At 64.9% G+C, this 24409-nt stretch carries 27 protein-coding genes, 3 tRNA genes and 1 pseudogene; 12 read left to right on the forward strand and 19 right to left on the reverse strand.

The annotated features are described in order from the left end of the window. Positions 1-9: 9 nt before the first annotated feature. The 3 genes from H9L13_RS08245 to proS are packed head-to-tail and all read right to left on the reverse strand — an operon-like array spanning position 10 to position 3246. On the reverse strand, positions 10-684 hold the full coding sequence (locus H9L13_RS08245; protein ID WP_187537272.1) for an ABC transporter ATP-binding protein: 675 nt from the start codon (positions 682-684) through the stop codon (positions 10-12). Further along, on the reverse strand, positions 677-1927 hold the full coding sequence (locus H9L13_RS08250) for a lipoprotein-releasing ABC transporter permease subunit (RefSeq protein ID WP_187537273.1): 1251 nt from the start codon (positions 1925-1927) through the stop codon (positions 677-679). The genes H9L13_RS08245 and H9L13_RS08250 overlap by 8 nt, the downstream gene beginning before the upstream one ends. Further along, positions 1924-3246, reverse strand: a complete 1323-nt coding sequence (proS, locus tag H9L13_RS08255; protein WP_187537274.1) for a proline--tRNA ligase — start codon at positions 3244-3246, stop codon at positions 1924-1926. Before proS ends, H9L13_RS08250 begins: the two co-directional genes overlap by 4 nt. 351 nt (positions 3247-3597) lie before the next feature. On the opposite strand from proS, the gene H9L13_RS08260 reads away from it, so the two are divergent. The 7 genes from H9L13_RS08260 to H9L13_RS08290 all read left to right on the forward strand — a co-directional run bounded on the left by H9L13_RS08260 (position 3598) and on the right by H9L13_RS08290 (position 8952). Then, positions 3598-3819: a hypothetical protein gene (locus tag H9L13_RS08260; protein WP_187537275.1), complete on the forward strand. Its 222-nt coding sequence runs from the start codon at positions 3598-3600 to the stop codon at positions 3817-3819. 42 nt (positions 3820-3861) lie between these two features. Beyond that, on the forward strand, positions 3862-4176 hold the full coding sequence (locus H9L13_RS08265; RefSeq protein ID WP_187537276.1) for a WGxxGxxG family protein: 315 nt from the start codon (positions 3862-3864) through the stop codon (positions 4174-4176). A 52-nt stretch (positions 4177-4228) separates the two neighbouring features. Then, complete coding sequence (gene metC, locus H9L13_RS08270; RefSeq protein WP_187537277.1) at positions 4229-5389, forward strand: cystathionine beta-lyase; 1161 nt, start codon at positions 4229-4231, stop codon at positions 5387-5389. 78 nt (positions 5390-5467) lie between these two features. Further along, positions 5468-6307, forward strand: a complete 840-nt coding sequence (locus H9L13_RS08275) for a class I SAM-dependent methyltransferase (RefSeq protein ID WP_235090802.1) — start codon at positions 5468-5470, stop codon at positions 6305-6307. A gap of 115 nt (positions 6308-6422) precedes the next feature. After that, positions 6423-6962: a DsrE family protein gene (locus tag H9L13_RS08280; RefSeq protein ID WP_187537278.1), complete on the forward strand. Its 540-nt coding sequence runs from the start codon at positions 6423-6425 to the stop codon at positions 6960-6962. Between the two features lie 55 nt (positions 6963-7017). Then, positions 7018-8220, forward strand: coding sequence for a vanadium-dependent haloperoxidase (locus H9L13_RS08285; RefSeq protein WP_187537279.1), 1203 nt, complete (start codon positions 7018-7020; stop codon positions 8218-8220). A 123-nt stretch (positions 8221-8343) separates the two neighbouring features. Beyond that, positions 8344-8952, forward strand: coding sequence for a hypothetical protein (locus H9L13_RS08290; RefSeq protein ID WP_187537280.1), 609 nt, complete (start codon positions 8344-8346; stop codon positions 8950-8952). Positions 8953-9024: 72 nt separating this feature from the next. On the opposite strand, the gene H9L13_RS08295 is transcribed toward H9L13_RS08290, so the two are convergent. Then, positions 9025-9101 (reverse strand) — tRNA-Met (locus H9L13_RS08295). A 129-nt stretch (positions 9102-9230) separates the two neighbouring features. Between H9L13_RS08295 and H9L13_RS08300 the strand changes: the two genes are divergently transcribed. Beyond that, positions 9231-9656 carry a DUF3775 domain-containing protein gene (locus H9L13_RS08300; RefSeq protein WP_187537281.1) on the forward strand — a complete coding sequence of 142 codons (426 nt, stop codon included), beginning with the start codon at positions 9231-9233 and terminating at the stop codon, positions 9654-9656. Here the strand turns inward: H9L13_RS08300 and H9L13_RS08305 are convergent. The 4 genes from H9L13_RS08305 to H9L13_RS08320 are packed head-to-tail and all read right to left on the reverse strand — an operon-like array spanning position 9653 to position 12682. After that, a complete protein-coding gene (locus tag H9L13_RS08305) occupies positions 9653-10159 on the reverse strand; it encodes a 2'-5' RNA ligase family protein (protein WP_187537282.1) in 507 nt (168 codons plus the stop codon). The two genes, H9L13_RS08300 and H9L13_RS08305, sit on opposite strands and share 4 nt — an antisense overlap. Further along, the gene (locus H9L13_RS08310; RefSeq protein WP_244954839.1) at positions 10144-10383 is read right to left on the reverse strand and encodes a PRC-barrel domain-containing protein; all 240 of its coding nucleotides are present in this window, start codon (positions 10381-10383) and stop codon (positions 10144-10146) included. Before H9L13_RS08310 ends, H9L13_RS08305 begins: the two co-directional genes overlap by 16 nt. Continuing rightward, on the reverse strand, positions 10311-10706 hold the full coding sequence (locus tag H9L13_RS08315; protein ID WP_187540445.1) for a hypothetical protein: 396 nt from the start codon (positions 10704-10706) through the stop codon (positions 10311-10313). Before H9L13_RS08315 ends, H9L13_RS08310 begins: the two co-directional genes overlap by 73 nt. Before the next feature lie 32 nt (positions 10707-10738). Continuing rightward, the gene (locus H9L13_RS08320; RefSeq protein ID WP_187537284.1) at positions 10739-12682 is read right to left on the reverse strand and encodes a potassium transporter Kup; all 1944 of its coding nucleotides are present in this window, start codon (positions 12680-12682) and stop codon (positions 10739-10741) included. Positions 12683-12822: 140 nt separating this feature from the next. On the opposite strand from H9L13_RS08320, the gene ald reads away from it, so the two are divergent. Next, positions 12823-13926: an alanine dehydrogenase gene (gene ald, locus H9L13_RS08325; protein ID WP_187537285.1), complete on the forward strand. Its 1104-nt coding sequence runs from the start codon at positions 12823-12825 to the stop codon at positions 13924-13926. On the opposite strand, the gene H9L13_RS08330 is transcribed toward ald, so the two are convergent. The 7 genes from H9L13_RS08330 to H9L13_RS08360 form a co-directional block, all read right to left on the reverse strand. Continuing rightward, positions 13923-14525 carry a tetratricopeptide repeat protein gene (locus tag H9L13_RS08330; RefSeq protein ID WP_187537286.1) on the reverse strand — a complete coding sequence of 201 codons (603 nt, stop codon included), beginning with the start codon at positions 14523-14525 and terminating at the stop codon, positions 13923-13925. The genes ald and H9L13_RS08330 overlap by 4 nt on opposite strands. Continuing rightward, entirely contained in the window at positions 14522-15640 is a 1119-nt protein-coding gene (locus H9L13_RS08335) for a cytochrome c-type biogenesis CcmF C-terminal domain-containing protein (protein WP_187537287.1), read from the reverse strand. The genes H9L13_RS08330 and H9L13_RS08335 overlap by 4 nt, the downstream gene beginning before the upstream one ends. Next, complete coding sequence (ccmE, locus tag H9L13_RS08340; RefSeq protein WP_187537288.1) at positions 15637-16077, reverse strand: cytochrome c maturation protein CcmE; 441 nt, start codon at positions 16075-16077, stop codon at positions 15637-15639. The genes H9L13_RS08335 and ccmE overlap by 4 nt, the downstream gene beginning before the upstream one ends. Beyond that, a complete protein-coding gene (gene ccmD / locus H9L13_RS08345; protein ID WP_187537289.1) occupies positions 16074-16202 on the reverse strand; it encodes a heme exporter protein CcmD in 129 nt (42 codons plus the stop codon). Before ccmD ends, ccmE begins: the two co-directional genes overlap by 4 nt. Continuing rightward, entirely contained in the window at positions 16199-16918 is a 720-nt protein-coding gene (gene ccmC, locus H9L13_RS08350; RefSeq protein ID WP_187537290.1) for a heme ABC transporter permease CcmC, read from the reverse strand. Before ccmC ends, ccmD begins: the two co-directional genes overlap by 4 nt. A 17-nt stretch (positions 16919-16935) precedes the next feature. Further along, on the reverse strand, positions 16936-17985 hold the full coding sequence (locus tag H9L13_RS08355) for a Glu/Leu/Phe/Val family dehydrogenase (RefSeq protein ID WP_187537291.1): 1050 nt from the start codon (positions 17983-17985) through the stop codon (positions 16936-16938). Between the two features lie 31 nt (positions 17986-18016). Continuing rightward, a tRNA-His gene (locus tag H9L13_RS08360) sits at positions 18017-18093 on the reverse strand. Between the two features lie 85 nt (positions 18094-18178). Here H9L13_RS08360 and H9L13_RS08365 point away from each other — a divergent pair. Together H9L13_RS08365 and H9L13_RS08370 are read left to right on the forward strand one after the other, a co-directional pair. After that, positions 18179-18613, forward strand: coding sequence for an HIT family protein (locus tag H9L13_RS08365; RefSeq protein WP_187537292.1), 435 nt, complete (start codon positions 18179-18181; stop codon positions 18611-18613). A gap of 53 nt (positions 18614-18666) precedes the next feature. Then, positions 18667-19377: a Crp/Fnr family transcriptional regulator gene (locus H9L13_RS08370; protein ID WP_187537293.1), complete on the forward strand. Its 711-nt coding sequence runs from the start codon at positions 18667-18669 to the stop codon at positions 19375-19377. Between the two features lie 13 nt (positions 19378-19390). Here the strand turns inward: H9L13_RS08370 and H9L13_RS08375 are convergent. The 3 genes and pseudogenes from H9L13_RS08375 to lon form a co-directional block, all read right to left on the reverse strand. Then, positions 19391-19465 (reverse strand) — tRNA-Val (locus H9L13_RS08375). A gap of 56 nt (positions 19466-19521) precedes the next feature. Further along, positions 19522-19794: an HU family DNA-binding protein gene (locus H9L13_RS08380; RefSeq protein ID WP_187537294.1), complete on the reverse strand. Its 273-nt coding sequence runs from the start codon at positions 19792-19794 to the stop codon at positions 19522-19524. Positions 19795-19918: 124 nt separating this feature from the next. Then, a pseudogene (gene lon, locus H9L13_RS08385) lies at positions 19919-22317 on the reverse strand (endopeptidase La). 151 nt (positions 22318-22468) lie between these two features. On the opposite strand from lon, the gene H9L13_RS08390 reads away from it, so the two are divergent. Continuing rightward, on the forward strand, positions 22469-23899 hold the full coding sequence (locus H9L13_RS08390; protein ID WP_187537295.1) for a L,D-transpeptidase family protein: 1431 nt from the start codon (positions 22469-22471) through the stop codon (positions 23897-23899). Here the strand turns inward: H9L13_RS08390 and H9L13_RS08395 are convergent. Next, positions 23896-24405, reverse strand: a complete 510-nt coding sequence (locus tag H9L13_RS08395; protein WP_187537296.1) for a hypothetical protein — start codon at positions 24403-24405, stop codon at positions 23896-23898. The genes H9L13_RS08390 and H9L13_RS08395 overlap by 4 nt on opposite strands. Between the last annotated feature and the right edge of the window lie 4 nt (positions 24406-24409).

The raw sequence follows: 24409 nt of genomic DNA on the forward strand, positions 1-24409 counted from the left end.
CCGGCTCCACTATTTCAACTTTCCGTCGTGCAGGCGCACCACGCGGTCCATTCGCGCCGCGAGCCGTTCATTGTGGGTCGCGACCAAAGCCGCCGTGCCTTCTTCTCGCACCAGCTTCACGAATTCGGCGAACACCGTGTCCGCGGTGTGCTCGTCGAGGTTGCCGGTAGGCTCGTCGGCAAGGACGAGCGGCGGCTTGTTGGCAAGCGCCCGCGCAACCGCGACGCGCTGCTGCTCCCCGCCCGACAGCTTCGACGGCCGGTGATCGAGGCGCTTGGACAGGCCCAGCACGCCGAGCAGCTGGTCGGCGCGCGCGCCGGCAGTCTGCTGGTCGGTGTCGCGCACCAGCTGCGGAATGATCACATTCTCGCGCGCGGTGAACTCGGGCAGCAGATGGTGGAACTGATAGACGAAGCCGAGGAGGTCGCGGCGCAGCCGGGTGCGCCCGTCATCGTCAAGGTCAGCGGCTTCCTGGCCGTTCAGCCGGATCGATCCTTGAAAGCCCCCCTCGAGCAGCCCGACCGCCTGGAGCAGAGTGGACTTGCCCGACCCCGACGGGCCGAGCAGCGCGACGATCTCGCCCGCGCCGACGGTCAGGTCGACTCCGCGCAGGACGTCGATCGTGACATCGCCTTGCCGGAAGCTGCGGCGCAGGTCGCGCGTGGCGAGGACGGGCTCACTCATAGCGCAGCACCTGCACCGGGTCGGTGCTCGCCGCCTTGTAGGCCGGATAAAGCGTGGCGAGGAACGACAGGATGAGCGCGATGAAGATGATCGCGCCGACTTCGAACGGGTCGGTGCGCGACGGCAGCTCGGTCAGGAAGCGCACCGAGGGATCCCACAAATTGGCGCCGGTCAGGGTCTGGATCGCGCTCACCACCGCTTGGCGGAAGAAGAGGAAAATCGCGCCGAGGACGATTCCGAGGATGATCCCGAGCGAGCCGATCGTCACGCCGACGGTGACGAACACCTTCATCATGCCGCGCCGGCTGGCGCCCATGGTGCGCAGGATGGCGATGTCGCGCGTCTTGGCGCGCACCAGCATGATCAGCGACGACAGGATGTTGAATACGGCGACCAGCACGATCAGCGACAGGACGACGAACATCGCCACGCGTTCGATCTCGAGCGCCTGGAACAAAGCAGAGTTCATCTGCCGCCAGTCGACGATCACGGCTTTCCCGGTGATCACCCGCTGAAGGGGGGCGAGGATTTCGTCGACCTTGTCCGGATCGGTCGTCTGGACCTCGATCATTCCGACGAGGTCGCCGAGCATCAGCAGGTCCTGCGCGTCCTGCATCGGCATGATGACGAAGGCCTTGTCGTAATCGTAGACGCCGACTTCGAACACCGCGCCGATCGTATAGCTGACGATGCGCGGCACGGTCCCGACCACGGTCGAGCGGCCTTCAGGGCTGATCAGGCTGATTTCCATCCCCGGATAGACGCCCAGCGTCTGCGCCAGCCGCGAGCCGATGGCGATGCGGTTGCTGCCCGGCGTGATCGACTTCATGTCGCCGGCGACAACGTTGGAGTTCATCGTCGCATTGCCGCGAATGTCCTCCATGCGCAGTCCGCGCACCAGCACGCCTTCAACGCGGCCGTTGGACGAGGCCATCAACGGCTGTTCGATCAGCGGCGTCGCCTCGGTAATGCCGGGCGTCTTTCGCGCCTGGTCGGCGATCTGCTCCCAATCGGCGAGGCGCCCGTCGTAGCCATTGATGATCGCATGACCGTTCAAGCCGACGATCTTGTCGAACAGGTCTGCGCGAAAGCCGTTCATCACGCTCATGACGATGATCAAAGCGGCTACGCCAAGCGCGACCGCAACCAGGCTGATGCTGGCGACGAGGAAGATGAACCCCTCGCCCTTGCCGGGAAGAAGATAGCGTCGGGCGAGCATGCGCTCGGCGCGGTTGAGAATCATGAAGTCAGTCTCGCCAGAGCGCTTTCGATGCTCAGTTCCTCGCGCTCGCCGGTTGAACGACGCTTTAACTCGACCGTTCCGGCGGCAATGCCGCGCGGGCCGATAACGACCTGCCAGGGCAGGCCGATGAGATCCATCGAGCCGAGCTTGACCCCGCCGCGCTCGTCGCGATCGTCGTACAGCGTCTCGACTCCAGCCTCCTGCAGCCTGGCGTAAAGCGCGTCGGCGGCATTGACGGTCGGCTCGTCATCGGCGCGCATCGTCACCAGCCCGACGCGCCACGGCGCAACCGCCTCGGGCCAGATGATCCCGGCCTCGTCATGGCTCGCCTCAATGATCGCGCCCACCAGCCGCGATACGCCGACGCCGTAGCTGCCCATGTGGGGAGTCACCATCGATCCGTCGCGCCCCGAGACTTTGAGACCCATCGCCGCCGAATATTTCTCGCCGAAGTAAAAGATGTGGCCGACCTCGATACCGCGCCCGGTGCGCTGCTTGTCCGCCGGAAGTTCGGCCCAGCGCGCTTCGTCATGGGTTTCGTCGGTCGCCGCGTAAGTCGAGTTCACGCGGTCGAACAGGCCCTGCAACCCCGCCTCGTCGCCATAGCGCAAGTCGGACTGCTGCCAGTCGAACTCCTCGTAGGCCGCATCGTAGAACACCTCGCTCTCGCCGGTCGGGGCAAGGACGATGAATTCGTGGCTAAGGTCGCCGCCGATCGGGCCCGACGCGGCCTTCATCGGCACCGCCTGGATGCCCATTCGCTGGAAGGTGCGCAGATAGGCCAGCATCTGCGTGTAATAGCTCTGCCGCGCGCCGGCCTCGTCGAGGTCGAAGCTGTAGGCGTCCTTCATCAGGAACTCGCGGCCGCGCATCACGCCGAAGCGCGGGCGGACCTCGTCGCGGAATTTCCACTGGATGTGGTAGAGCGTGCGCGGCAAATCGCGATAGCTTTTGACCTCGTCGCGGAAGAGCGCCGTGATCATCTCCTCGTTGGTCGGGCCGTAGAGGATCTCACGCTCATGCCGGTCCTTGATGCGCAGCATTTCGGGCCCGTAAGCGTCGTAGCGCCCGCTTTCGCGCCATAAGTCGGCCGATTGCAACGTCGGCATCAACATTTCGAGCGCGCCGGCGCGGTCCTGCTCCTCGCGCACGATCTGTTCGATCTTTTTGAGCACACGAAAGCCGAGCGGCAGCCAGGCGTAGATGCCGGCGGCGGTCTGGCGCACCAGACCCGCGCGAAGCATCAGCTTGTGACTGACGATCTGGGCGTCCGACGGACTTTCCTTGAGGACGGGCAAGAAGGCTTGTGACCAGCGCATGGCGCCGCGCTGTAGCGGGGGCGCATCGCCGCTGGCAACCGCGACCCGATGTGGCCGGTGCGACACAGGGTGCGCACAAACAACAACACCTGTTGCATTCATGGGTGACAGACGCGCCCGCCCGGCTTAGCGACTCCCTTGTCCGAACGAACTGGCCTTGGGTCGTGGTTCGGCAGGCGGCGTACGGCAGGGGATGTGCGCCGCAACGACATCCAAGGGGGCTGACGAGCAATCGTCACGCAGGACGCCCGGACCGCTGGTCGGTCCGGGCGTTTGCTTTTGCGAAACGCGGTTGACGTCAGGCTGCCCTTAATGGACACGCATCCCACTGTTCGCAAACAGGAGGGAAGCATGCGCAGAAAACTGACAGTTGCGTTGCTGGCCGCGGCAGCTTTCGCGATCACGCCTGCCGTTGCTCAAGTCACTACGGACGTTCCACCCGAAACCGTCACCCGCACGGGCAGCGACGACGGCCAGTTCTGGTATAATCTGATCGGGCTCATCGGCCTGCTCGGGCTGCGCGGCCTTTGGCGCGACAGCGACAATGACGGCTACACCGACGATCCGGTCTGATCCGTAGCACAACCAACGTCTGACGAAATTTCTTGGAGGAATATGATGCGGTACGCGACCCCGTTGATGATTGCCCTGGCTTTTGCCGTTTCCGCGCCGGCCCTGGCGCAGGAAACCAACGCCGCCGACAACGCCATGGCAAATGCCGCCGATCCGGCAGCGATCGAGGCCAATGCGATGGCGGTTGATCCGGCCCTCGCTAACGACGTGGCGATGGCTCCGGCCCCCGCCCCGGCCACCGATCCTTCGCTTGCACCCACGGCGGCACCGGAGGAAGACAATGACGGCGGCGGATTCCCGTGGGGACTCCTTGGATTGCTCGGCCTGGTCGGCCTAATCCCGCGCTCGCGCAACTAAAGACGCGCCAGTACCATGCCGGGGGCGCCGAGCCGCTCCCGGCAGCAATCCCATGACAGACCCTCCGCACCGCGACGCGACCCGGCTGGTCGAAGCCGGCCGCCGCAAGGCGTGGCGCGGGCGACTGGTGAATCCGCCGGTCGAGCGTGCCTCGACGATCCTGTTCGATAGCGTCGCCGAGCTCGACGGCGGGCAAGCCCGCCTTGGCGAATATCGCTATGGCCTGCAGGGCACCGCCACCCATTGGGCCTTGTCGGATGCCCTGACGGAGCTCGAGCCCGGCGCGGCCGGAACGGCGCTCTTTTCGTCGGGGCTGTCTGCCATCACCACGGCCTTGCTTGCCGTTCTGCGGTCGGGCGACGAACTGCTGGTCACCGACAGCGTCTACGGCCCGACGCGCAAGTTCTGCGACACTTTGCTCGGCCGCTACGGCGTCGCCACCCGCTACTACGACCCGTTAGTCGGCGCAGGGATAGCCGAGCTGATCGTCCCGTCCACCCGTGCCATTCTGCTGGAAAGCCCGGGCACCCTTACCATGGAGGTCCAGGACGTTCCCGCAATCTGCGCGGTGGCGCGCGAGCGGGGAATCGTCACGCTGATCGACAACACCTGGGCGACCCCCCTGCTGTTCCCGGCGCTGGCCGCCGGCGTCGACATCAGCATCATGGCGCTGACTAAATATGTCGGGGGACATGCGGACGTCATGCTCGGGTCTGTGACGGCGGGCGAGGCGCATTTCGACCGATTGCAGACGATCAGCTGGGATCTGGGCCATGCCGTGTCGCCCGACGACGCTTTTCTCGCCTCGCGCGGCTTGCGCACGATGGGGCTTCGCCTCAAGCAGCACGAAGCCAACGCGCGCGAAGTTGCCAATTGGCTGGCCGAGCAGCCCCAGGTCGGGCGGATGCTCCACCCGGCGTTCGATTCCTGTCCAGGCCACGACAATTGGGTCCGCGACTTCAAAGGCTCGTCGGGGCTCTTTTCCTTCGAGTTCCGCGGTGACGAGGCAGCGCGGAGGCGCTTCATCGACAGCCTGGAACTTTTCGGCATCGGCTATAGCTGGGGCGGGTTCGAAAGCCTGGTCCTCCCCGCCGATCCCGTGCGCACCGTTTCGGAACCGCCCGCAGCCAATCTCGTCCGGCTCCACGTCGGCCTGGAGGACCCGCGCGACCTCATCGCCGACCTCGCCAACGCCTTCAAAGCGGCGGCCTGACCCGTCCTTCCGGCCCTATTGCGCTATCCAGGAAGGTCGCACATGATCGGCCAAACCCTTGTTACAGGAAGCAAATTCATGACCGTTCGATGGATGTCCGCGCTCGCCGGGCTTGGCGTGCTCGCGCTTACTGTTCCCGGCGCAAGCGCCCAGACCAGCGCCCCCGCCTTCAGATATTCCGCACCGCTCAAGGCCGCCGTGGCGGATGCGCGCCGCACGCCCGAGAATGTCCTCCGCGACCGTTATCGGCATCCCTATGAAACGCTGCGCTTCTTCGGGGTCGAGCCCAACGACACAGTCGTCGAAATCTGGCCTTCGCGCGGCTGGTACACCGAAATCCTGGCCCCCTATCTCTCCGCAGGGGGCGGCAAGCTTCTGCTCGCGACGCCCAACGGCCAGCTCGGCCCCATTGCCCAGATGCAGAAGGCCCACCCCGCCATCTACGGCAACCTGTCGGCCGGGGTGTTCCCGGCGTTCACCCCGGACGTGACGCGCATTCCCGATGGCACGGCCGACGTCGTCCTCACCTTCCGCAACGTCCACAATTGGCGGATGGGCAGCGGCCATGCCGAAAAGCAGGACTATAGCGCCGACGCCTTCCGCCAGATGTACGCGATGCTCAAGCCCGGCGGCGTGCTCGGCGTGGTCGACCATCGCCTTCCCGAAAGCGCCAGCGATGAGCGCGAGCGCACCAGCGGCTACGTCAAGGTGTCGACCGTGCGCCGTCTGGCCGAGGCCGCCGGTTTTCGCCTCGCCGGATCGTCGGAGGTCAATGCCAATCCCAAGGACACCACCGACTGGCCGCGCGGCGTGTGGACCCTGCCCCCGGCCTATCGGCTCGGCGACCAGGACAAGGCCAAATATGCCGCCGTTGGCGAAAGCGACCGCATGACTCTGAAGTTCGTCAAACCGCGCTGACTCGCGCGCCCACACCGAACTGAAATATTCGCTGCGAATAAAAGGACTTCGCATCGCGGCGCAGCCGCGTTAGCTTCGCGAAATGCCCGCAGCGGGATGGGCAAAAGGAGGCAGCATGAAATCGCATCTCGTCCTGGTGGGCGCGTTGGCAGGGCTGGTGTCGTCGCCGGCCCTCGCCGACGCCAGCAAGTTCAGCCATGGTCCGGTGATCCAGGGCTTTGGCGCGGTCGCCAAGGTCGATGCCGATCTCGCGATTCCGGCCAACCTCGACCACAAGATCGCCTACGACATTGGCAGCGGGTCGCCAGGAACGAAGAGCAAGGGCCTTGATGGCGTTGCCCGGCTGATCAACATGCTGGCTGCGAACGGTGTGCCGATGTCGCGAATTCATCCCGCGGTCGTGGTCCATAATGCCGCGCTTTGGGACGTTACGACGGACGCGAAATATACCCAGCAGTTCGGAACCGCGAACCCGAATACGGAACTGGTCAAGCAATTGCTCGCCAAAGGCGTGCCGATCTACGTTTGTGGGCAGTCGGCGGCGATGTCGGACGTCGCCAAGGCCGACCTCATTCCCGGGGTGAAAGTGGCGCTGTCGGCGATGAACGCCCATGCCATCCTGGACAGCCAGGGCTATTCGCTCAATCCGTTCTGATCGAAACGCGGGGGAAGTGCCAATGCGCGCCAAAGTAATGCTTGCGGTGGCGGGAATGGCAGCCGTAGCCACACCCGCGCGCGCCGATACGGTGTGCGAATGGATGGACCTTGCAGCCAAGGTTGAAACCGCCGGCGTCGCAGCGCAAAAATTGGTGGTCCGCACCGGGGTCTATGATCGTGCGCAAACCCAGGTGGCGCTGGCAATGTTCGAAGCGTTGAACGCGATCGACCACCGCTATGAATCTTACGTCGGCATGACTGCTCACGATCCCCGCGCTTCGCAGGATGCCGCTGCGGTCACTGCGGCGTACCAAGTTCTCCTCGCCCACTTCCCGAGCCAGAAAACGAGCCTCGACGAGGGTTATGCCAATGCGATGGAAGGCGTGACCGACTCCGCCGCGCGCGACGCCGGTCGCCGGCTTGGCGAGCTTGCGGCGCAAGCGGCGCTGAAGTCAGGTATCGTCGACCCCGCGGTCACGCAGGTGCCCTACCGCCCGCGCACCGCGCCAGGCGTCTGGACGGCGACCGAACTACCGGTCTTTTCCCCCTCCTACGTCGCCCAGAAGCCGTGGATCCTCAGCCGCATCGATCAGTTCCGTCCGGCCCCGCCCCCGGCGCTGACCAGCGAGACCTACACGCGCGGCTTCAATGAGGTGAAGGCGCTGGGCGGCAAGTCGAGTAAGGCGCGTACCCCACACCAGGCGCGCATGGCGCGTTACCGGATTAATGCCGACATGTTGCCCGCCATGCGCCAGGTGACCGACCAGGTGGGCCGGCGGCTGGTCGACAATGCCCGGCTGTTCGCGCTGTACGGCATGATCGACGACGAAGTGATGCTCGCCAATGCCGAGGCCAAGCTTCATTATAACTTCTGGCGGCCGGTGACCGCGATCCGCAACGCCGACCAGGACGGCAATCCGGCGACCGAATCCGACCCCGCGTGGGAACCGCTGATTAACACGCCCAATCACCCCGAATATCCGTGCGCGCATTGCACGCAAGCCGCGGCAACGGCCGAGCTGATGAAGCGCGAATATGGCAATGCACCCGCGTCGGGAGTGCGCATCTCCTCGCTGTCGCTGCCCAATGCGGTCGTCCAGGTGCATCCGACCTGGGATAAATGGGCGGAAGAGGTCAGCGCGTCACGCGTGCTGGGCGGGGTTCATTATCGCTTTTCGAACGAGGCGGGCGAGAAGATGGGCCGCGAGATCGCGCGGGAAGCGCTGCGCAAGGTCATGCGGCCGCTCAGAAAGTAACGTTCACGGCTCGAACCCGAGCGTTGGACGTTGTTGTTTTGCGTTCATGCGGCGAATCAGCCCGTGCGCTCGTTCTAATCCTCAACTCCCCCGGCATTCTCTGGCGGAGATTGAGGAATTTCCATGAAAACCGCCTTTTTCATCGCTGCAGCGGCGGCGATCGCCGGTGTCGCCGCTCCGGCCGCCGCGCAGACCGGCTATCCCTACCCCTATCCGCAGCAGCAATATCCGCAGACCTACCCGCAGCAATATCCGCAGAGCGGATACGGCTATCCCGGCCAGCCTAGTTACGGCGGCACCAATGTCGTCGGCCAGGTGATCAACCAGCTGCTCGGCAACCGCTACAACGTCACCGATCGCACCGCTGTTTCACAATGCGCAAGCGCGGCGCTGACTCAGGCAGCGGCCCGCGCCGGCGGCTACAACGGCTACAACAATGGCTATAACCAGCAGGGTTATGGGCAGCAGTATGCCTATCAGGGCAACGCCCGCGTAACCGCGATCACCAACGTCGAGCGCCGCAACAACGGCCTTCGCGTCAGCGGCCTGATCAGTTCGGGCATGTACGGGAACGGCTACGGTCAGGGTTATGGGCAGGGCTACGGCCAGGGCGGCTACGGCAATCCGGCTTACGCCGGCGCCGCGGCGGACCTCAGCTTCCGCTGCAACGTCGATTATCGCGGCGTCGTGACTAATGTGCGCGTCATGCGCAACAACGGCCGTCGTGGCTAGATTGACGTCGGGTGCGCGGCCAGCGTCGCGCACCCATCGTCGCGCGCGATGACCCGCGATCCATTGTTGGAGTGGTAGCGGAGGAGGGACTTGAACCCCCGACACGCGGATTATGATTCCGCTGCTCTAACCAGCTGAGCTACTCCGCCCCAAATTCAGGCAAGCGCACCGGGCCGGCCGATGCGATGGCGCGCGATATAGGGTCGGGCCGGCGCACGGTCAACGCGAGGAACCGGCGGACCCTGCCCTCGTTGTCGAGGGAACAGGAGACCCCGTGAATGGACCCGCTGACCTCGCTCGACACCCTCTGCCGGATCATCCTTCGAGCGCGCGAATATGAAGCGCAGACCGCGACCGATTACGACGGCAACGAAGCTGCCGAGAATGTCGACGACGACGAGGAAGGCACTTTGTCCGTCCTCGACGACACCATCAATGACAGTGTCGAGGAAGAGTTGAAGGCCGCGCTCGAGGATCTGGGCGAAGACCAGCTGGCGGAAGTCATGGCCTTCTGTTGGGTCGGCCAGGGCACCTACGACAGCAGCGACTGGGACGAGGCGATGGAAGAAGCGCAGTCGCTGGTCAGTGACGGCGCCAGCGGCGCGATCAGCGAATTGGTCGATATGCCGATGCTCGCCTCGGTGCTGGAATCGGGCATGGCCGCCTTCGACCTTAGCTGCGACGGGATTGGCGAACTCAGCTAGCGGCCGCGGAATCGAGAGATCGCGACTACCTCCCAAGGCCCGCCGAGATAGCGGTGGAGCCCGAGGCCGCTGATCCCAAGAGGTTTTGGCACGAAGTCCGACTGCAGGGACTCGAGGAGCGTCCGCGCCACCTTGGCTGGCACCTTGTTCTGGATCGTCACGTGGGGGCGCCAGCCGCCCGAATCCTGCGCGCTGAGCAGGCCGTGAAAGGCCGCGGCAAGCTCGGCGCGGATGCGGTCGAGATCTGGCGATACCACGCGATAGGCGACTCCGCCGCCAAGGTTCATCAAGCCAGCGATCGATGCGTCCGGCGGCGGATCTCGGCCGAAGTCTTTGAGTCGCGCGCAAACCTCTTGCTCGGTTGACGGCGGCAGCGCGTGAAACATCGTGAGATGGGCAGACAGATGATTGCGCTCAGGCGGGAAGTGCGCGCGGCGCAACCGGTCGAGCCAGGCGAAATCTGCCTGCGCCAGTTCGGCCGTGACGATCAGCGCCCCGGCCATTGATCCTTCGGCAGCTTGTCGAGCTTCGCAAATTCGCTGGGGTCGATCGCCACGACGATCCGCTCCCCATCGACATGGGCGCGATCCCAAGGGAGTCGGCGCAGCGTTTCGCCGACACCGGCCACCCCGCCCTCGCCGACCACCACGTAAGCTAGGCGTCCGCTGCGGCAGCCCGCCATGGCGTCGATCGCCTGACCGAGCTTCCCGCCTTGCCCGTCGACCACCGCCTTGCCGAGCAAGGAGACGGGAAACAGCGCTTCGCCAGGCGTGTGGCGGCTCGCCTGGGCGGCCGCCTCGCCCCCTCCTCGACCCGCGCCTCGCGACCCAGCCAGCGCCAGATGCCGAAGATGTTGAGGGCGGTAAGAACCACGTTGGTCCACATCAACGCGGGCTGGTTGGTCATCACGCCCGTGGTCAGCCAGGCGATCGATCCCACCAAGAAGACGATGAAGCCGTAGCCGGTGATCCGCGCCCCCAGGTTCGACGCGGTCATGCTTGCGGCTATAATCGTCGCTGCCGTAGCGACCCAGGAAATGATGTCAGCCATGCGCGGCGCAATGCGCGGGACGCGCCGAAGGTTCAGATTTCCAGCTGGCTGCCAAGCTCGACCACGCGATTGGTCGGCAACTTGAAGAATTCCATCGCACTGACCGAATTGCGCAACATCCAGGCGAACAGCCGCTCGCGCCACAGCGCCATGCCGGGCCGCTTGGCCGACGGCAGCAAGGTCTGGCGAGCAAGGAAGAAGCTGGTGTCCATCGTCTTGCATTGCGGCCCACATTCCTTGAGCTGAGCCAAGGCGTCAGGCACCGCGACCTCTTCCATGAAGCCGTAGCGCAGGATCACGCGGTAGAAACCCGACCCGTAGTCCTTCGCTTCCGAGCGCTTTTCGGCCGGCACATAGGGCACGTCCTCGATCTTGACCGTGAGCAGGATCACCCGCTCGTGAAGAACCTTGTTGTGCTTGAGGTTGTGCAGCAGCGCGTGCGGCACCCCGCTCGCCGAACTGGTCATGAACACCGCCGTGCCTTGCACGCGTGCAGCGCTCGGCGCGGCCGATTTGATGAAGATTTCCATCGGCAGGCTGGCTTCGCTCATGCGGTCGATCATCAACTTGCGCCCGCTTGCCCAGGTGGTGAGCAGGGTGAAGGCGACGACCCCGACGAGCAGGGGGAACCAGCCCCCGTCGGGCACCTTCAGCATATTCGCCGAGAAGTAGAGCAGGTCGATGGTGAAAAAGAGGGCGAGCAGGCCAATCGACAGCCAGCGGTTCCATTTCCACATCATCAGCAGCACGACGGCGATGAGCACGCTGTCGATCAGCATCGCGCCGGTCACTGCGATCCCGTACGCCGCCGCCAGGTTCGACGAGCTTTGGAAAGTAATGACCAAAAGCAGGACCATCACCAGAAGCGCCCAATTGACGAGCGGAATGTAGATTTGCCCGGCCGCGCGCTCGCTGGTGTGGAGAATGCGCAGGCGCGGGATGAAGCCGAGCTGGATTGCTTGCTGCGTGACCGAGAAGGCGCCGGTGATGACCGCCTGGCTGGCGATGACCGTTGCGGCCGTAGCAAGCAGCACCAGCGGCAGCCGAAGCATTTCGGGCGCCAGATAAAAGAAGGGGTTGCGGACCGTCTCGATCGCCTGGGCCGCGGGCTGCGCAAGCAACATCGCCCCTTGGCCCAGATAGTTGAGAAGCAGCGCGGGCATGACGAAGGTGACCCACGACACGCGGATCGGCTTGCGCCCGAAATGCCCCATGTCCGCGTACAGCGCCTCGGCGCCCGTCACCGCCAACACGACCGAGCCCATGGCGAAGAAGGCGCGCAGTGGCTCTTGCAGGAAGAAATTGACCGCGTTGAACGGGTTGAGCATCGCCAGCAGCACGCTCGGGTAATCGAGCACGTGCCATACGCCGAGCGTTGCCAGCGTCAGGAAATAGACAAACATCACCGGGCCGAACATTGACCCGACCTTGGCCGTGCCGCGCGACTGGATCGAAAACAGGCCAACCAGGATGCCGACCGCAATCGGCACCACGAACGGCTGCAGATTGGCATTCACGGTGGTCAGCCCCTCGACCGCCGACAGCACCGAGATCGCCGGCGTGATCATGGAATCGCCGTAGAACAAGGCGGTGGCGAACACGCCGAGCAGGACGATCCACGCCGTCCAGCGCTTCTCTTTGCCAATCGAACGGTTGATCAGGGCCAGCAGCGCCAGGCTGCCGCCCTCGCCCTTGTTGTCGGCCCGCATGATGACCGTCAGGTATTTCAGGCTGACGATGATCATCATCGACCAGAAGATCAGGCTGAGCACGCCGAAGATGTGGAGCCGGTCTGGCGCCAGCGTATGATGCCCGGCGAAGGTCTCGCGAAAGGCGTAGATCGGCGACGTGCCGATATCGCCGTAGACGACCCCGATGGCGCCGATGACCAGCTTGCTCAGCGGGCCATGGGCATGCCCATGCGGATTGTCAGCTGGCGCTGAAGATTCGGCGCCGGCAGAAGCTGTCGTGCTCATGGGATGAAATTCAGACTCGCCAGACTGCGTCCTTGTGCGGCTCGACTAGCACCGCCGTTACGCCCCTGCAATCTCACGGGACAGACGGGCAAAGCCTGTCTATAGGCGCGGCAATTCAAGCCAAGTGGAGCAAATTGATCATGCGCGTCGGGGTGCCGAAGGAAATCAAGAATCACGAATATCGGGTCGGCCTGACCCCGGCCAGCGTCGCCGAGCTGGTTGCCGCCGGGCACGAGGTCGTGGTCGAAACCAAGGCCGGCACCGGCATCGATTTTTCGGACAAGGCTTACGAAAAGGCCGGCGCGACAATCCTGCCAAGCGCTGCCGAGGTGTTCGAGACGGCAGACATGATCGTCAAGGTCAAGGAGCCGCAGGCGCCCGAGATTGCGATGCTTCGGCCCAAGCAGATCCTGTTCACCTATCTTCACCTCGCGCCCGACCCGGACCAGGCCAAGGGGCTGATGGAATCGGGTGCGACGTGCATCGCCTATGAAACGGTCACGTCGAACAGTGGTGCCCTTCCTTTGCTCAAACCGATGAGTGAAGTCGCCGGGCGGATGAGCATCCAGGTCGGCGCACATTATCTTGAAAAGGAACAGGGCGGCCGCGGCGTCCTGCTCGGCGGCGTTCCAGGCGTTGCGCCGGCCAAGGTTGCGATCCTCGGTGGCGGCGTTGCGGGCATCAACGCCGCGCAGATGGCGACCGGGCAGCGCGCCGACGTCACCATCTACGACATCAACAATGATCGCCTGGCCGAACTCGACATGCATTTCGGCAGCCAGATCAAGACCGCCTTCGCGTCCAAGGCCGCAATCGCGCAGGCGATCCAGGAGGCCGAACTGGTGATCGGCGCGGTCCTCGTGCCTGGCGCGGCCGCGCCCAAGCTCGTCACGCGCGACCAGCTCAAGACCATGAAGCGCGGGTCGGTTCTAGTCGACATCGCGATCGACCAGGGCGGCTGCTTCGAAACGTCGCAGGCAACCACGCACGACGATCCGGTCTACGAAATCGACGGCGTCATCCATTATTGCGTCGCCAACATGCCGGGCGCGGTGGCGCGGACCAGCACCTTCGCGCTCAACAATGCGACATTGCCCTTCGCGCTTCGTATCGCGAACCTTGGCGCCGAGGCGGCGATGGCGGCGGACCCGCACCTCGCCGCCGGGCTCAACGTGTCTGACGGCAAGATTCGCCACGAAGCGGTCGCCGAAGCGCTCGACCTTCCATTCGAGGCCGCGGCCTAACGCGACGGTGCCGGCTCGCCGATCAGGGCGAGCCCCTGCACCACCATCGGACGCCAGCCCGCATCGGCCGGTGCCGACGCCAGCAATGCACGCCAGATCCGCGCGGCTTCGGCGCGGTCGCCGTAGCGTGCGAGCGCGAGCGCGCGGAAGAAGTCGGGCGCGGGATAGCCTGGCGACAGCTGGGCCGCGCGATCGAACGCGAATTGCGCGGGCGGAGTCATGCCGCGCGCATGATCGACCAGCGCGTTACCCAAACCGACCCATAATTGCGGATCGCCTGGGTAGCGCCGCACCGCATTCTGCAGCAGGCCGACGGCATCTTCGGTGTTGCCCGCACGTGCGCGCCCTTCGGCGAAGATCAGCCAGCGTTCGCCCGGCCCGAAGCTGCCGTAGAAGGCATGGCGCGCCTGGGTAAGTGGCACGACGCTACGCGCGGCTGCAGTGTTGCCGTCGGCAAAGGTGGGTGTGGCGGCGACAAAGCCGACGGCCGCAACCAGCATCGCGCCGAAGCAGATCAGCAGCAACCGGCCACGCACGCCGAGGATCGCCAAAGCCGCGGATGCAAGTGCCAGCAAGATGGCGAGGGCGACCGCCGTCATGCGTACGACCGCCGCCGAAAATCGGTCTCTGGCCGCCGCCGCCACCATCGCCAGCCGCGCGCGGCGGCAATCGTGAACGCGCCAATCAGCGCGAGCCCCAGCCCGGCCCAAACAACGCCCAGGAATGGCCGCCACGTCAAGCGGATTGGCCATCCGCCATCGCTTTGACGCGGGCCGAGAGTCGCGCCGAGCCGGCCAACCGCAAGCGAATGGGCTGCGGGGACGGCTGCGGTCGGTTGCGCCGTGCCCAACGCGTATCGCTGCTGCGGCTTGAGCCGTTGTGCGCCGGCCCCGCGCGACGCCTCCAATTCAGCCTCCAGCGCAACCCAGCCTTCACCCGCGGCCGGCGTGATTCCATTGAGCTGAACCAGCCACGGACCGATCGCGCCCCGCTGCCCTTCCTGCAGCGTAAGTGAGCGCGTTTCGGCCAGCGCGAGCGACGCAATCAACCCGGCAAGAGCAAGGGCAACGCCACCATGGGCGATTGCTGCGCCCCATTGCTGCGCCGAAGCGAGCGATCTTTGGCGGCGCCCCCGCACGGCGATGACGTGCAGCGTGACGCTCGCGACCGACCAACCAATCGCCGCGGGGATCGACGGGAGTGCGAAGGAGCCGACCATTCCGAGAAGGAGGGCAAGGGTCAGCAGACTCCAGGCGGCAAGTGCCCATGGCCGCGCGGCAACCGCCAGGCGGCGCCTGGTTCGTTGATCGTGGAAAATCGCCATCGCCGCCGCCACCGCGAGGACAGCGAGCCCGCCGTTCATCACCAGACTTTCGGCGGATTGCGCAGTCGCGAAAGCCTCGGGTGGCAGCCAAAAGAGCACCGTTAATCCGCCCATGATACCGCTGAGCAGGATATTCGCCCCGCGCTGGCCCGCTCGCGAGAACCGCGAGCGCGCCAAGACCGCCACGCCCGTTGCCAGGACCAGCATGTAGACAGCGGTGACCGATATGCCGAGCAGCACAGCTGGCGCCGCCAGGATCGCACAGGCGATAGCGATGGGGGCGATCTCGACACCGCCATCGGCGTCGCTCCTCGACAAGGCTACGCCCAGCAACACGAACGCCAGTGCGCCGCTCAGCCCAAGGGCCGCGAGCGCCGACTGGTGGATCACTGTTCCAGAGTCTTGTCGGCCTGCTCCTCGGCCGCGAGGTTGCCGAGTTCGGGCGGCATGTAGCGCTCGTCATGTTTGGCAAGGATGTTGTCGGCGACGAAGGTGCCGCCTTGCAGCCGGCCTTCGGCGACCACCCCGCTGCCTTCACGGAACAGGTCGGGGACGATGCCGCGAAAGGTCACCGGGGTGCTTGCCTTGCCATCGGTGACGACGAAGCGGATCGTTACGCCGTCGGGGGCGCGCACAATGGAGCCGCGCTCGACCATGCCGCCAAGCCGAACCGCGCGGCCCTCGATCGCCGTCCCCGCGGCGACGTCGGCGGGCGTATAGAAATAGGATGCACGGTCCTTAAGGCCCCACATCGCCAGCAGCACTGCGGCGAGCACCGCGACCATCGCCGCGGCGACGAGGACGAGGCGCTGGTTCTTCGGTTTCATTTCGACTTGAACGTGTCGGCCGCAGCTTCGGCGCGGCGCATTGCGCGCCACGACCAGAGGATCAGCAGCGCCGTCGAGACGATGGTCACGGCATAAGCCGCGGTGACGAACGGCCAGGGGTTCATGCGCCTTGCATCCGCCGCATGCGCGCTTCCATCTTAAGGTCGGCAAGGTCGGCGCGGATGCGCATCAGGACGACCGCGGCGAACAGGCAGGTGAAGCCGATCAACGTCAGCGGAAGCGGCCACAGGATCGACCCGTCAATGCTCGATCCGCCGCTGATGCTGATGCTCTGCCCTTGGTGCAACGTGTTCCACCACAAGACCGAATAATGGATGATCGGCAGGTTGATCGCGCCGGCAAGGCCAAAAATAGCAGTGATCCGGCCTTCTCCGCCACGCTCCCGCTCTGACGCGCCGAGCGCGATGTAGCCAAGATAGAGAAGAAACAGGATCAACATCGACGTCAGGCGGCCATCCCATTCCCACCAAGTGCCCCAAGCCGGACGGCCCCAGATCGAGCCGGTGAGCAGGCAGATGGCGGCAAAGGTCGCGCCTGCAGGGGCGATCGCCCGTCCCGCAACTGCCGCCAGCGGATGCCGCCAGACAAGTTGACTTACCGCCGCCGCAGCAAGTCCCATCCAGCCGCCCATCCCAAGCCACGCTGCCGGCACGTGGATGTAAAGGATCCGTACCGTCTCGCCCTGCAGGTAATCGGGCGGCGTCAGCAGGAGCCCCGCGGCCATCCCGCCGATCGCCAGCACTAGGCCGATGGCCAGCAGCCAGCCCGTCGCCGACCGCGCAATTTTCAGGAATCGGGTGGGATTGGCGAGGAAATGCATGATTCGCCTCGGGCGGCTTAGCCCCGGCCAATCAGCCGCTGGGCCAGCGCATCGGCGACGGCAGCCGGGTTGCGGCCACTCGCCGCGCTTTCGCTCCACACTTCCTCAAGACGCACCGGAATGCCTTCGATCCTGCGGCGGACGAGCGTGGCATCGCCGTCGCCCAGATATTCTGTGCAGACGTTGATAATGCCGCCGGCGTTGATGACGTAATCGGGGGCGTAGAGGATGCCGCGCTCATGCAGGCGCTGGCCATCCTCGGGAGTCGCAAGCTGATTGTTGGCGCCGCCGGCAACCACCGGCACGCGCAGGGCGGCGATACTTTCCTCGGTGAGAATGGCGCCGAGCGCGTTGGGGCTGAACACGTCTGCCTCGATGGTCAGGATCTCCTCGGGCGGAACGATCGTGCCACCGACCGCGGCCGCGAGCTTTTGCACCTTGGCCGCATCGACGTCGGCGATCGACAGCCGCGCACCTTCCGCGCACGCATGCAGGGCAACACCCGTGGCAACGCTGCCCGCGCCCTGAAGCGCGAGGTGCAACCCGTCCAGGCTGTCCTTGCCCAGCGCGCGCTTCACCGCCGCCTTGATGCCGAGGAATACGCCCAGCGATGTGTGCGGCCCGGGGTCGCCACCGACGTCGCCGGTATTGTTGGGCAGCCCGGCAACGAACTTGGTGGCACGGCTGACCTCGATCATGTCCGACACGCTCATGCCCACGTCTTCGGCGGTGACGTAACGCCCGCCGAGGCTGTCGACGGCGGCGCCGAAGGCATGCAGCAGCTCTGGCGACTTGCGCTTGTCCGCCGGCGCCAGGATCACCGACTTGCCCCCGCCCAGCGGAAGCCCCGCCATGGCATTCTTGTAGCTCATGCCGCGCGACAGGCGGAGCGCATCGGTCAGCCCATCTTCGTCGCGCGCATAATGCCAGAAGCGCGCACCGCCGGCCGCGGGGCCGAGATGCGTCGAATGCATGGCGATGATCGCCTTGAGGCCAGTCGCCTCGTCGTCGAAGAAACGTACGTCTTCGTGCGCATCGAAATCGGGCAAAGCCTCGGGCTTGATCATAAGCTTCTAATGTCCGGGTTATCAGCAAGAATGGGGCGACCGACGGGACTTGAACCCGCGACCCTCGGTACCACAAACCGATGCTCTAACCAGCTGAGCTACGGTCGCCACAACGACTTCGGGAGCTGTTCCCTCCGGCGCTCGGGCCACTTAAGGTTGGCGTCCCCTGAACGCAAGCGAGCCGCCGCCCACGATGCACGAGACCATCTGCAAATTTGGCTATCCTGACACCTTGCTAGCGGAGCTTGACCATTGGGTGATCCTGCTTCGCCCGGCGCAGGTGACGCTGGGATCCCTGGTACTCGCAGCGAAAAGTGACGCGACCGCTTATGCCGCGCTTCCCGCGGCAGCCTTTGCCGAACAGGCCGTGGCCGTCGCGCGGATCGAGCAGGCGCTGGCCCGTTTCTGCAAATATGAGAAGATCAACTATCTGATGCTAATGATGGTCGATCCGCACGTTCATTTTCACGTGATCCCGCGCTATTCATCGCCGCGAAGCTGGGGCGGAATGGAATTCGCCGACGCCGGCTGGCCCGGCCCGCCCGATTTGGGCAACGCGGTCAAATTGACGCCGCAACAGATCGTAACGCTGACGGACGAAATCACCCCGGGCATGAACCTGGATTAATTCGCTTGCGCGCCCCCGGGTGCAGGCGCATCCTCGCCCTGGGGAGATCTACGATGGCGAGTCGGCGTTCAAAAGCGCCCGCGCCGGGCGTTCCGCTGGGCGAAACACTTGTCGCGGCCGGACTTGCACCGGAATTGGCCGAGCCTCTTGTGGCGATGCCGCACAAGGTGGTCGAAGTCGATCCCCGCCGCCCCTTCCGCGAACCGGGCGTACCACGCGACGAAGTCATGTTCGTCCGCTCGGGCATCTTGTCCAAGTTCAAGACCGATCCCGCCGGGCGCCGCCAGATCGTCGCGCTGCGCTTTCCCGGCGAAGGCATTTTGCCCCATGCCGGACGAACCGACTACGGCATCCAGGCGATCGTCCGCAGCGAGGTGATGATCGGGCGCGCCGAAGATTTCGACCCGATCGTCGAGGCCCATCCGGACATGCAGCGATTCTTCTGGCGCCTGATCCGGCGGCACGAAGCAATCGGCTATGAATGGCTGGTCAATTGCGGGCGCCGCGACTCGATCGGGCGCGTGGCGCATCTGTTGTGCGAAACGGCGGCGCGGATGCATGTGGGCTCGGGTCGGTTGAACAATCCCTTCACGCAGCAGCAGATCGCCGACATTACCGGCCAGACGTCGGTCAACGTCAATCGTGTGTTCGCGGACCTGGAACGGCAGGGCCTGATCAAGCGCCACGGGCGCGAAATTCAATTCAAGGATTGGGCGGAAATACGCCGCGTCGCGAGCTTTCAGCCCGGCTATCTCGAAGCGTGATCCGGCCAGGCAATGGTGGGCGCGACAGGGATTGAACCTGTGACCCCACCCGTGTGAAGGGTGTGCTCTACCGCTGAGCTACGCGCCCGCCGATCTTCGCGGAAAGGCGCCAGATAAGGATGGCGCCCTGCGCTGTCCAGCGGATTACTGGACCGCGTCCTTTAGCACCTTTCCGGGGCGGAACTTGGGCTGCGAGCTGGCCTTGATCTGCATCGGCTCCCCCGTCCGTGGGTTTCGCCCCGTGGAAGCTTTACGCCGAGTAACCGAGAAATTGCCGAAACCGACCAGCCGCACCTCGTCGCCGCGCTTGAGCGTCGAAGTGATCACTTCGAGCATCGTCTCGACCGCACGGCTTGCGTCGTTGCGGCTGAGGCCTGCGCGGTCAGCGACGTGGCCAATCAGTTCCTGTTTGTTCATCGATCCGCCTCTTCCCTCGGATAATTAGCGGAGACTCGCCCGCGCTCAGCATCGAACCTTAAGGCAAGAGTTGGTGGACGAGTCAAAGCCCTTCGACGCCGAGAGGGCTCTGCCCTAACGAAAGCTAGTGCCGAACAGAGGCGCCCTGGTCCGCCGCCGGCGACGATGGCGGCGGTTCCGCGGCATGTTCGTCGGCATCGGTCCACTCAATCGCGGTCACCGGCTCGACCAGCGCACGGGCAAGCACTTCATCGATATGCTGCACCGGAACGATCTCAAGGCCGTCCTTCACGCTAGCCGGGATTTCCGCGAGATCCTTTTCGTTTTCGGCAGGAATGAGCACGATGCCGATACCGCCCCGAAGCGCGGCAAGCAGCTTCTCCTTGAGGCCGCCGATCGGGAGAACGCGACCGCGCAGCGTCACCTCGCCGGTCATGGCGACGTCGCGGCGCACCGCGATGCCGGTGAGTGTCGAGATCATCGCCGTGACCATGCCGACGCCTGCCGATGGGCCGTCCTTGGGCACGGCGCCTTCGGGCAAGTGGACGTGGATGTCCTTCCGCGCGAAGATCGACGGCTTGACCCCGAATGCCGGGGCGCGCGCCTTGACGAAGCTCATCGCGGCCTGGATCGATTCCTGCATCACTTCGCCAAGCTTGCCGGTCGTCTTGATCATGCCCTTGCCCGGGACTGTTACGGCCTCGATCGTAAGCAATTCGCCGCCGACCTCGGTCCACGCCAGGCCGGTCACGGCGCCGATCTGGTCCTCCTCCTCACCCATACCGTAGCGGAATTTGCGAACCCCCAGATAATCGCCGAGATTCTCCGCGGTCAGTTCGACCGTCTCGGTCTTGTTTTCGAGGATCTGGCGCAGCGACTTGCGCGCAACCTTGGCCAACTCGCGCTCGAGCGTGCGGACGCCGGCTTCACGCGTGTAGTGACGCATGATGCCGCGTAAAGCCTCATCGGTGAAAACGAGCTCCTCGGGCTTCAAGCCGTGCGCTTCCATCTGCTTGGGGATCAGGTGGCGCTTGGCGATCTCGACCTTCTCATCCTCGGTATAGCCCTCGAGACGGATGATCTCCATGCGGTCGAGCAAGGGCTGCGGCATGTCGAGCGAGTTCGCGGTGGTCACGAACATCACATCGCTAAGGTCGTAGTCCAGCTCCAGATAATGGTCCTGGAAGCGGTTGTTCTGCTCAGGGTCGAGCACTTCGAGCAACGCCGAGGCGGGATCGCCGCGGAAATCCTGGCCGAGCTTGTCGATCTCGTCGAGCAGGAACAGCGGGTTGGACGTCCCCGCCTTCTTGAGGTTCGAAATGATCTTGCCCGGCAGCGAGCCGATATAGGTCCGGCGGTGACCGCGGATCTCGGCCTCGTCGCGCACACCGCCCAGCGACTGGCGCGCGAATTCACGGCCCGTGGCGCGGGCGATCGAGCGCCCGAGTGAGGTCTTCCCGACACCGGGGGGCCGACAAGGCACAGGATCGGGCCCTTGAGCTTATTGGTACGGGCCTGCACCGCGAGATATTCGACGATCCGGTCCTTGACCTTCTCAAGGCCATAATGGTCCTCGTCGAGCACGCGCTGCGCTTCGGCAATGTCCTTCTTGAGTCGTGACTTCTTGCCCCACGGCAGGCCGAGCAGGACGTCGAGATAATTCCGCGCGACGGTGGCTTCGGCGGACATGGGGGCCATGGCCTTGAGCTTTTTCAGCTCTGCGGTCGCGCGGGTTCGCGCTTCCTTCGACAGGCGCGTCTTGCGGATTGCGTCGGCGAGCTCCTGAAGCTCGTCGCCGCCTTCCTCGCCCTCATTGCCGAGTTCGCGCTGGATCGCCTTCAACTGCTCGTTGAGATAATATTCGCGCTGCGTCTTCTCCATCTGGCGCTTTACGCGGCTGCGGATTTTCTTTTCGACCTGCAGCACGCCAAGCTCGCCCTCCATGAAGGCGAACACCATTTCCAGGCGGCGCGACGGATTGAGCTCGCCAAGCAGCGCCTGCTTGTCGGCGACCTTGACCGACAGGTTGGACGCGACCGCGTCGGCCAGCGCCGACGGATCCTCGATCTCGGCCAGCTGGATTCCCGTCTCGGGCGGCAGGCGTTTATTGAGCTTGGCGTAATTTTCGAACTGGTCGAGCACCGAGCGCATCAGCGCCTGCGCTTCGGCCGGGCCGATCGCCTCCTCGGCAACTTCCTCGATTTCGGCAACGGTATAGCCGTCGCGCGGCGTCAGGCCGACCAGCCTTGCGCGCTTCACCCCTTCCACAAGCACACGAACGGTCCCGTCGGGCAGTTTCAGAAGCTGCATCGCGGTCGCGATCACGCCCAGGTCGTACAGCGCATCCCGATCGGGCTCGTCCTCGCCCGGGTCGAGCTGCGCGACGAGGAACAATTCCTTGTCGGCGGCCATCGCGGCTTCCAATGCCGCCACCGATTTCTCGCGGCCGACGAACAGCGGCACGATGCGGTGGGGGAAAACGACGATGTCACGGAGCGGCAGGATGGGAAGCGAACGAGTCATAAGAGGTATATGGGCGAGCGCTTCTCCGTCCGCAATGAACGACGCCATACAATAAACGCGGCAAAAAACACGGCTGGAAGCGAAGGACTTTCAGGCCGAAGTGAACGGCGGATTCTGTAACCGTTCAGTTTCACTCACTATCTTGGCCTATGTGACATTCCGTAAAACCCTTCTCGCGCTCAGCGCGCTTACCGTCCCCGCCGCGGCCGCCGCGCAATATGGCATGCCGTGGCCGGCTCCCCCGCCGCCACCCATGCCCATGCCGATTCCGCGAGCTCCGGTCGCCGAGCCGTGGCAGGTTCGGCCGCAGCCGTTCCCGCAGCAGCAGCAGCAGCGGCGCGCCCAGCCGCGCGGCGACGCCAGCCGAGCGCCCGCGCTCGAGCCGATCGATCTGCCCCCGGCGATCGAGCAAGGCGTCGACATGATCTATATCGACGAGGAGCTCGTCCCCCGTGCCGCGCTCGACAAGGGGATGCTCCACGACATCTCGATGGACGAATGGAGCGGTGCGCCGGTCGACATGTTCGTCCCGGTCAACCCCATCTACACCGATTTGCGCCGCGGCCTCGTCCGCTACCAGCAGCGCTGGGCCGATCTGCCGCAAATCGCGATCCCTGCTGGGCCGTCGCTCAAGGCGGGCGCGACGGGTGAGCGCGTGTCCCTGCTTCGGCAACGGCTCGGGCTCGCACCTGGCGGCAACTTCGACGCCGCGCTGGCCGCGCAGGTGAAGGAATTCCAGCAGGTCCATGGGCTCAAGGCCGACGGCGTCGCCGGTGCCGGCACCATCGACGCGCTCAACCGGGGCGCGCGCTATTACGAGCAACTCGTGATGATCAACATGGAGCGCGCCAAGCGCCTCCCCGCCCCGCAAGAGCAGAGCAAATATGCCGTGGTCGATTCCGGCGGCGCCCGGCTGCTGATGTATGAGAATGGCCGCGTCGTCGACAGCATGAAGGTGATTGTCGGCGCCAAGGCGACCGCGACGCCGATGATGGCCGCCTACATCCGCTTCGCCAGCGTCAATCCCTATTGGAACGTGCCACCCGAACTGGTCACTAATCTGATCGGCCCGCGCGTCGTGGCGCAGGGCGTCAGTTACCTCACCGACCGCGAATATCAGGTGCTATCCGACTGGAGCGAAAATCCACGCGTTCTCGACCCGCACACCATCGATTGGAACGCGGTCGTGGCCGGGCGTCAGGAAGTGCGCCTGCGCCGCCTGCCCAGCCCCGCCAATTCGATGGGCATGGTGAAGTATATGCTGCCCAACTATTTCGGCATCTACCTCCACGACACCCCGGAAAAGAGCCATTTCGCCAAGGGCGACCAGTGGATCAGCAACGGTTGCGTCCGGCTGGAGGACGCCCAGCGCTTCGGCCGCTGGCTGTTCGGGTCGATGCCCAAGGGTAGCAACCCGAAGGTCGAGGAGGATATCCACCTGCCGCAGCCGGTGCCTGTGTACATGACCTATCTGACCGCCGCGGCGACGCCCAACGGCATCCAGTTCCGCGCCGACCCTTACGGCAAGGACGCGCACCTGATGGAGCGGTTCGGATCGAGGATGGTCGCGGGCCGCCGCTAGGTGCCGTAGGCGACCTGGTAGGCAGGCCCTGCGTTTTGCATCATGTGAACTGCGGCGGGAATCGCCAGCGCCAGCCAGATGCTGCGCTCGCGCCATACCAGATAGAGCATCGACATGATGAGAAAGGGCCACCACACGACCAGGCCCCAGGCCGACGCCTCGAGCGAGTGCGCCAGGCCCCACCCCGCCGCGCTAACGAATACCGTCAACGTCGGGGACAGAAACAACCGAAGGACGGTCACGATTGCGGCGAGGATCAGGGTTTCGACCACTGGCGCGAACACCGCCAGGGCGAGGAAGCCGACGTGACCCTTGATCGGAAATTCAGGCAGGTCGAGCTGCGGCGCGACGGATGACACGAGATAGGCAAGGCCGAGGCTCGGCACGATGCACAGCAGCCACGCGACCGGAACGACAAGCCAGGCTCGACCCGGCTCGCGCAGGAGTTTCGGGAAAAAGCTGAGCGGACCCTCCCGGAAGGGGGCCGCTGTGACGGCCTGGCTCACCTAG

The organism is Sphingomonas lutea (assembly GCF_014396785.1).
GTDB lineage: Bacteria > Pseudomonadota > Alphaproteobacteria > Sphingomonadales > Sphingomonadaceae > Sphingomicrobium > Sphingomicrobium luteum.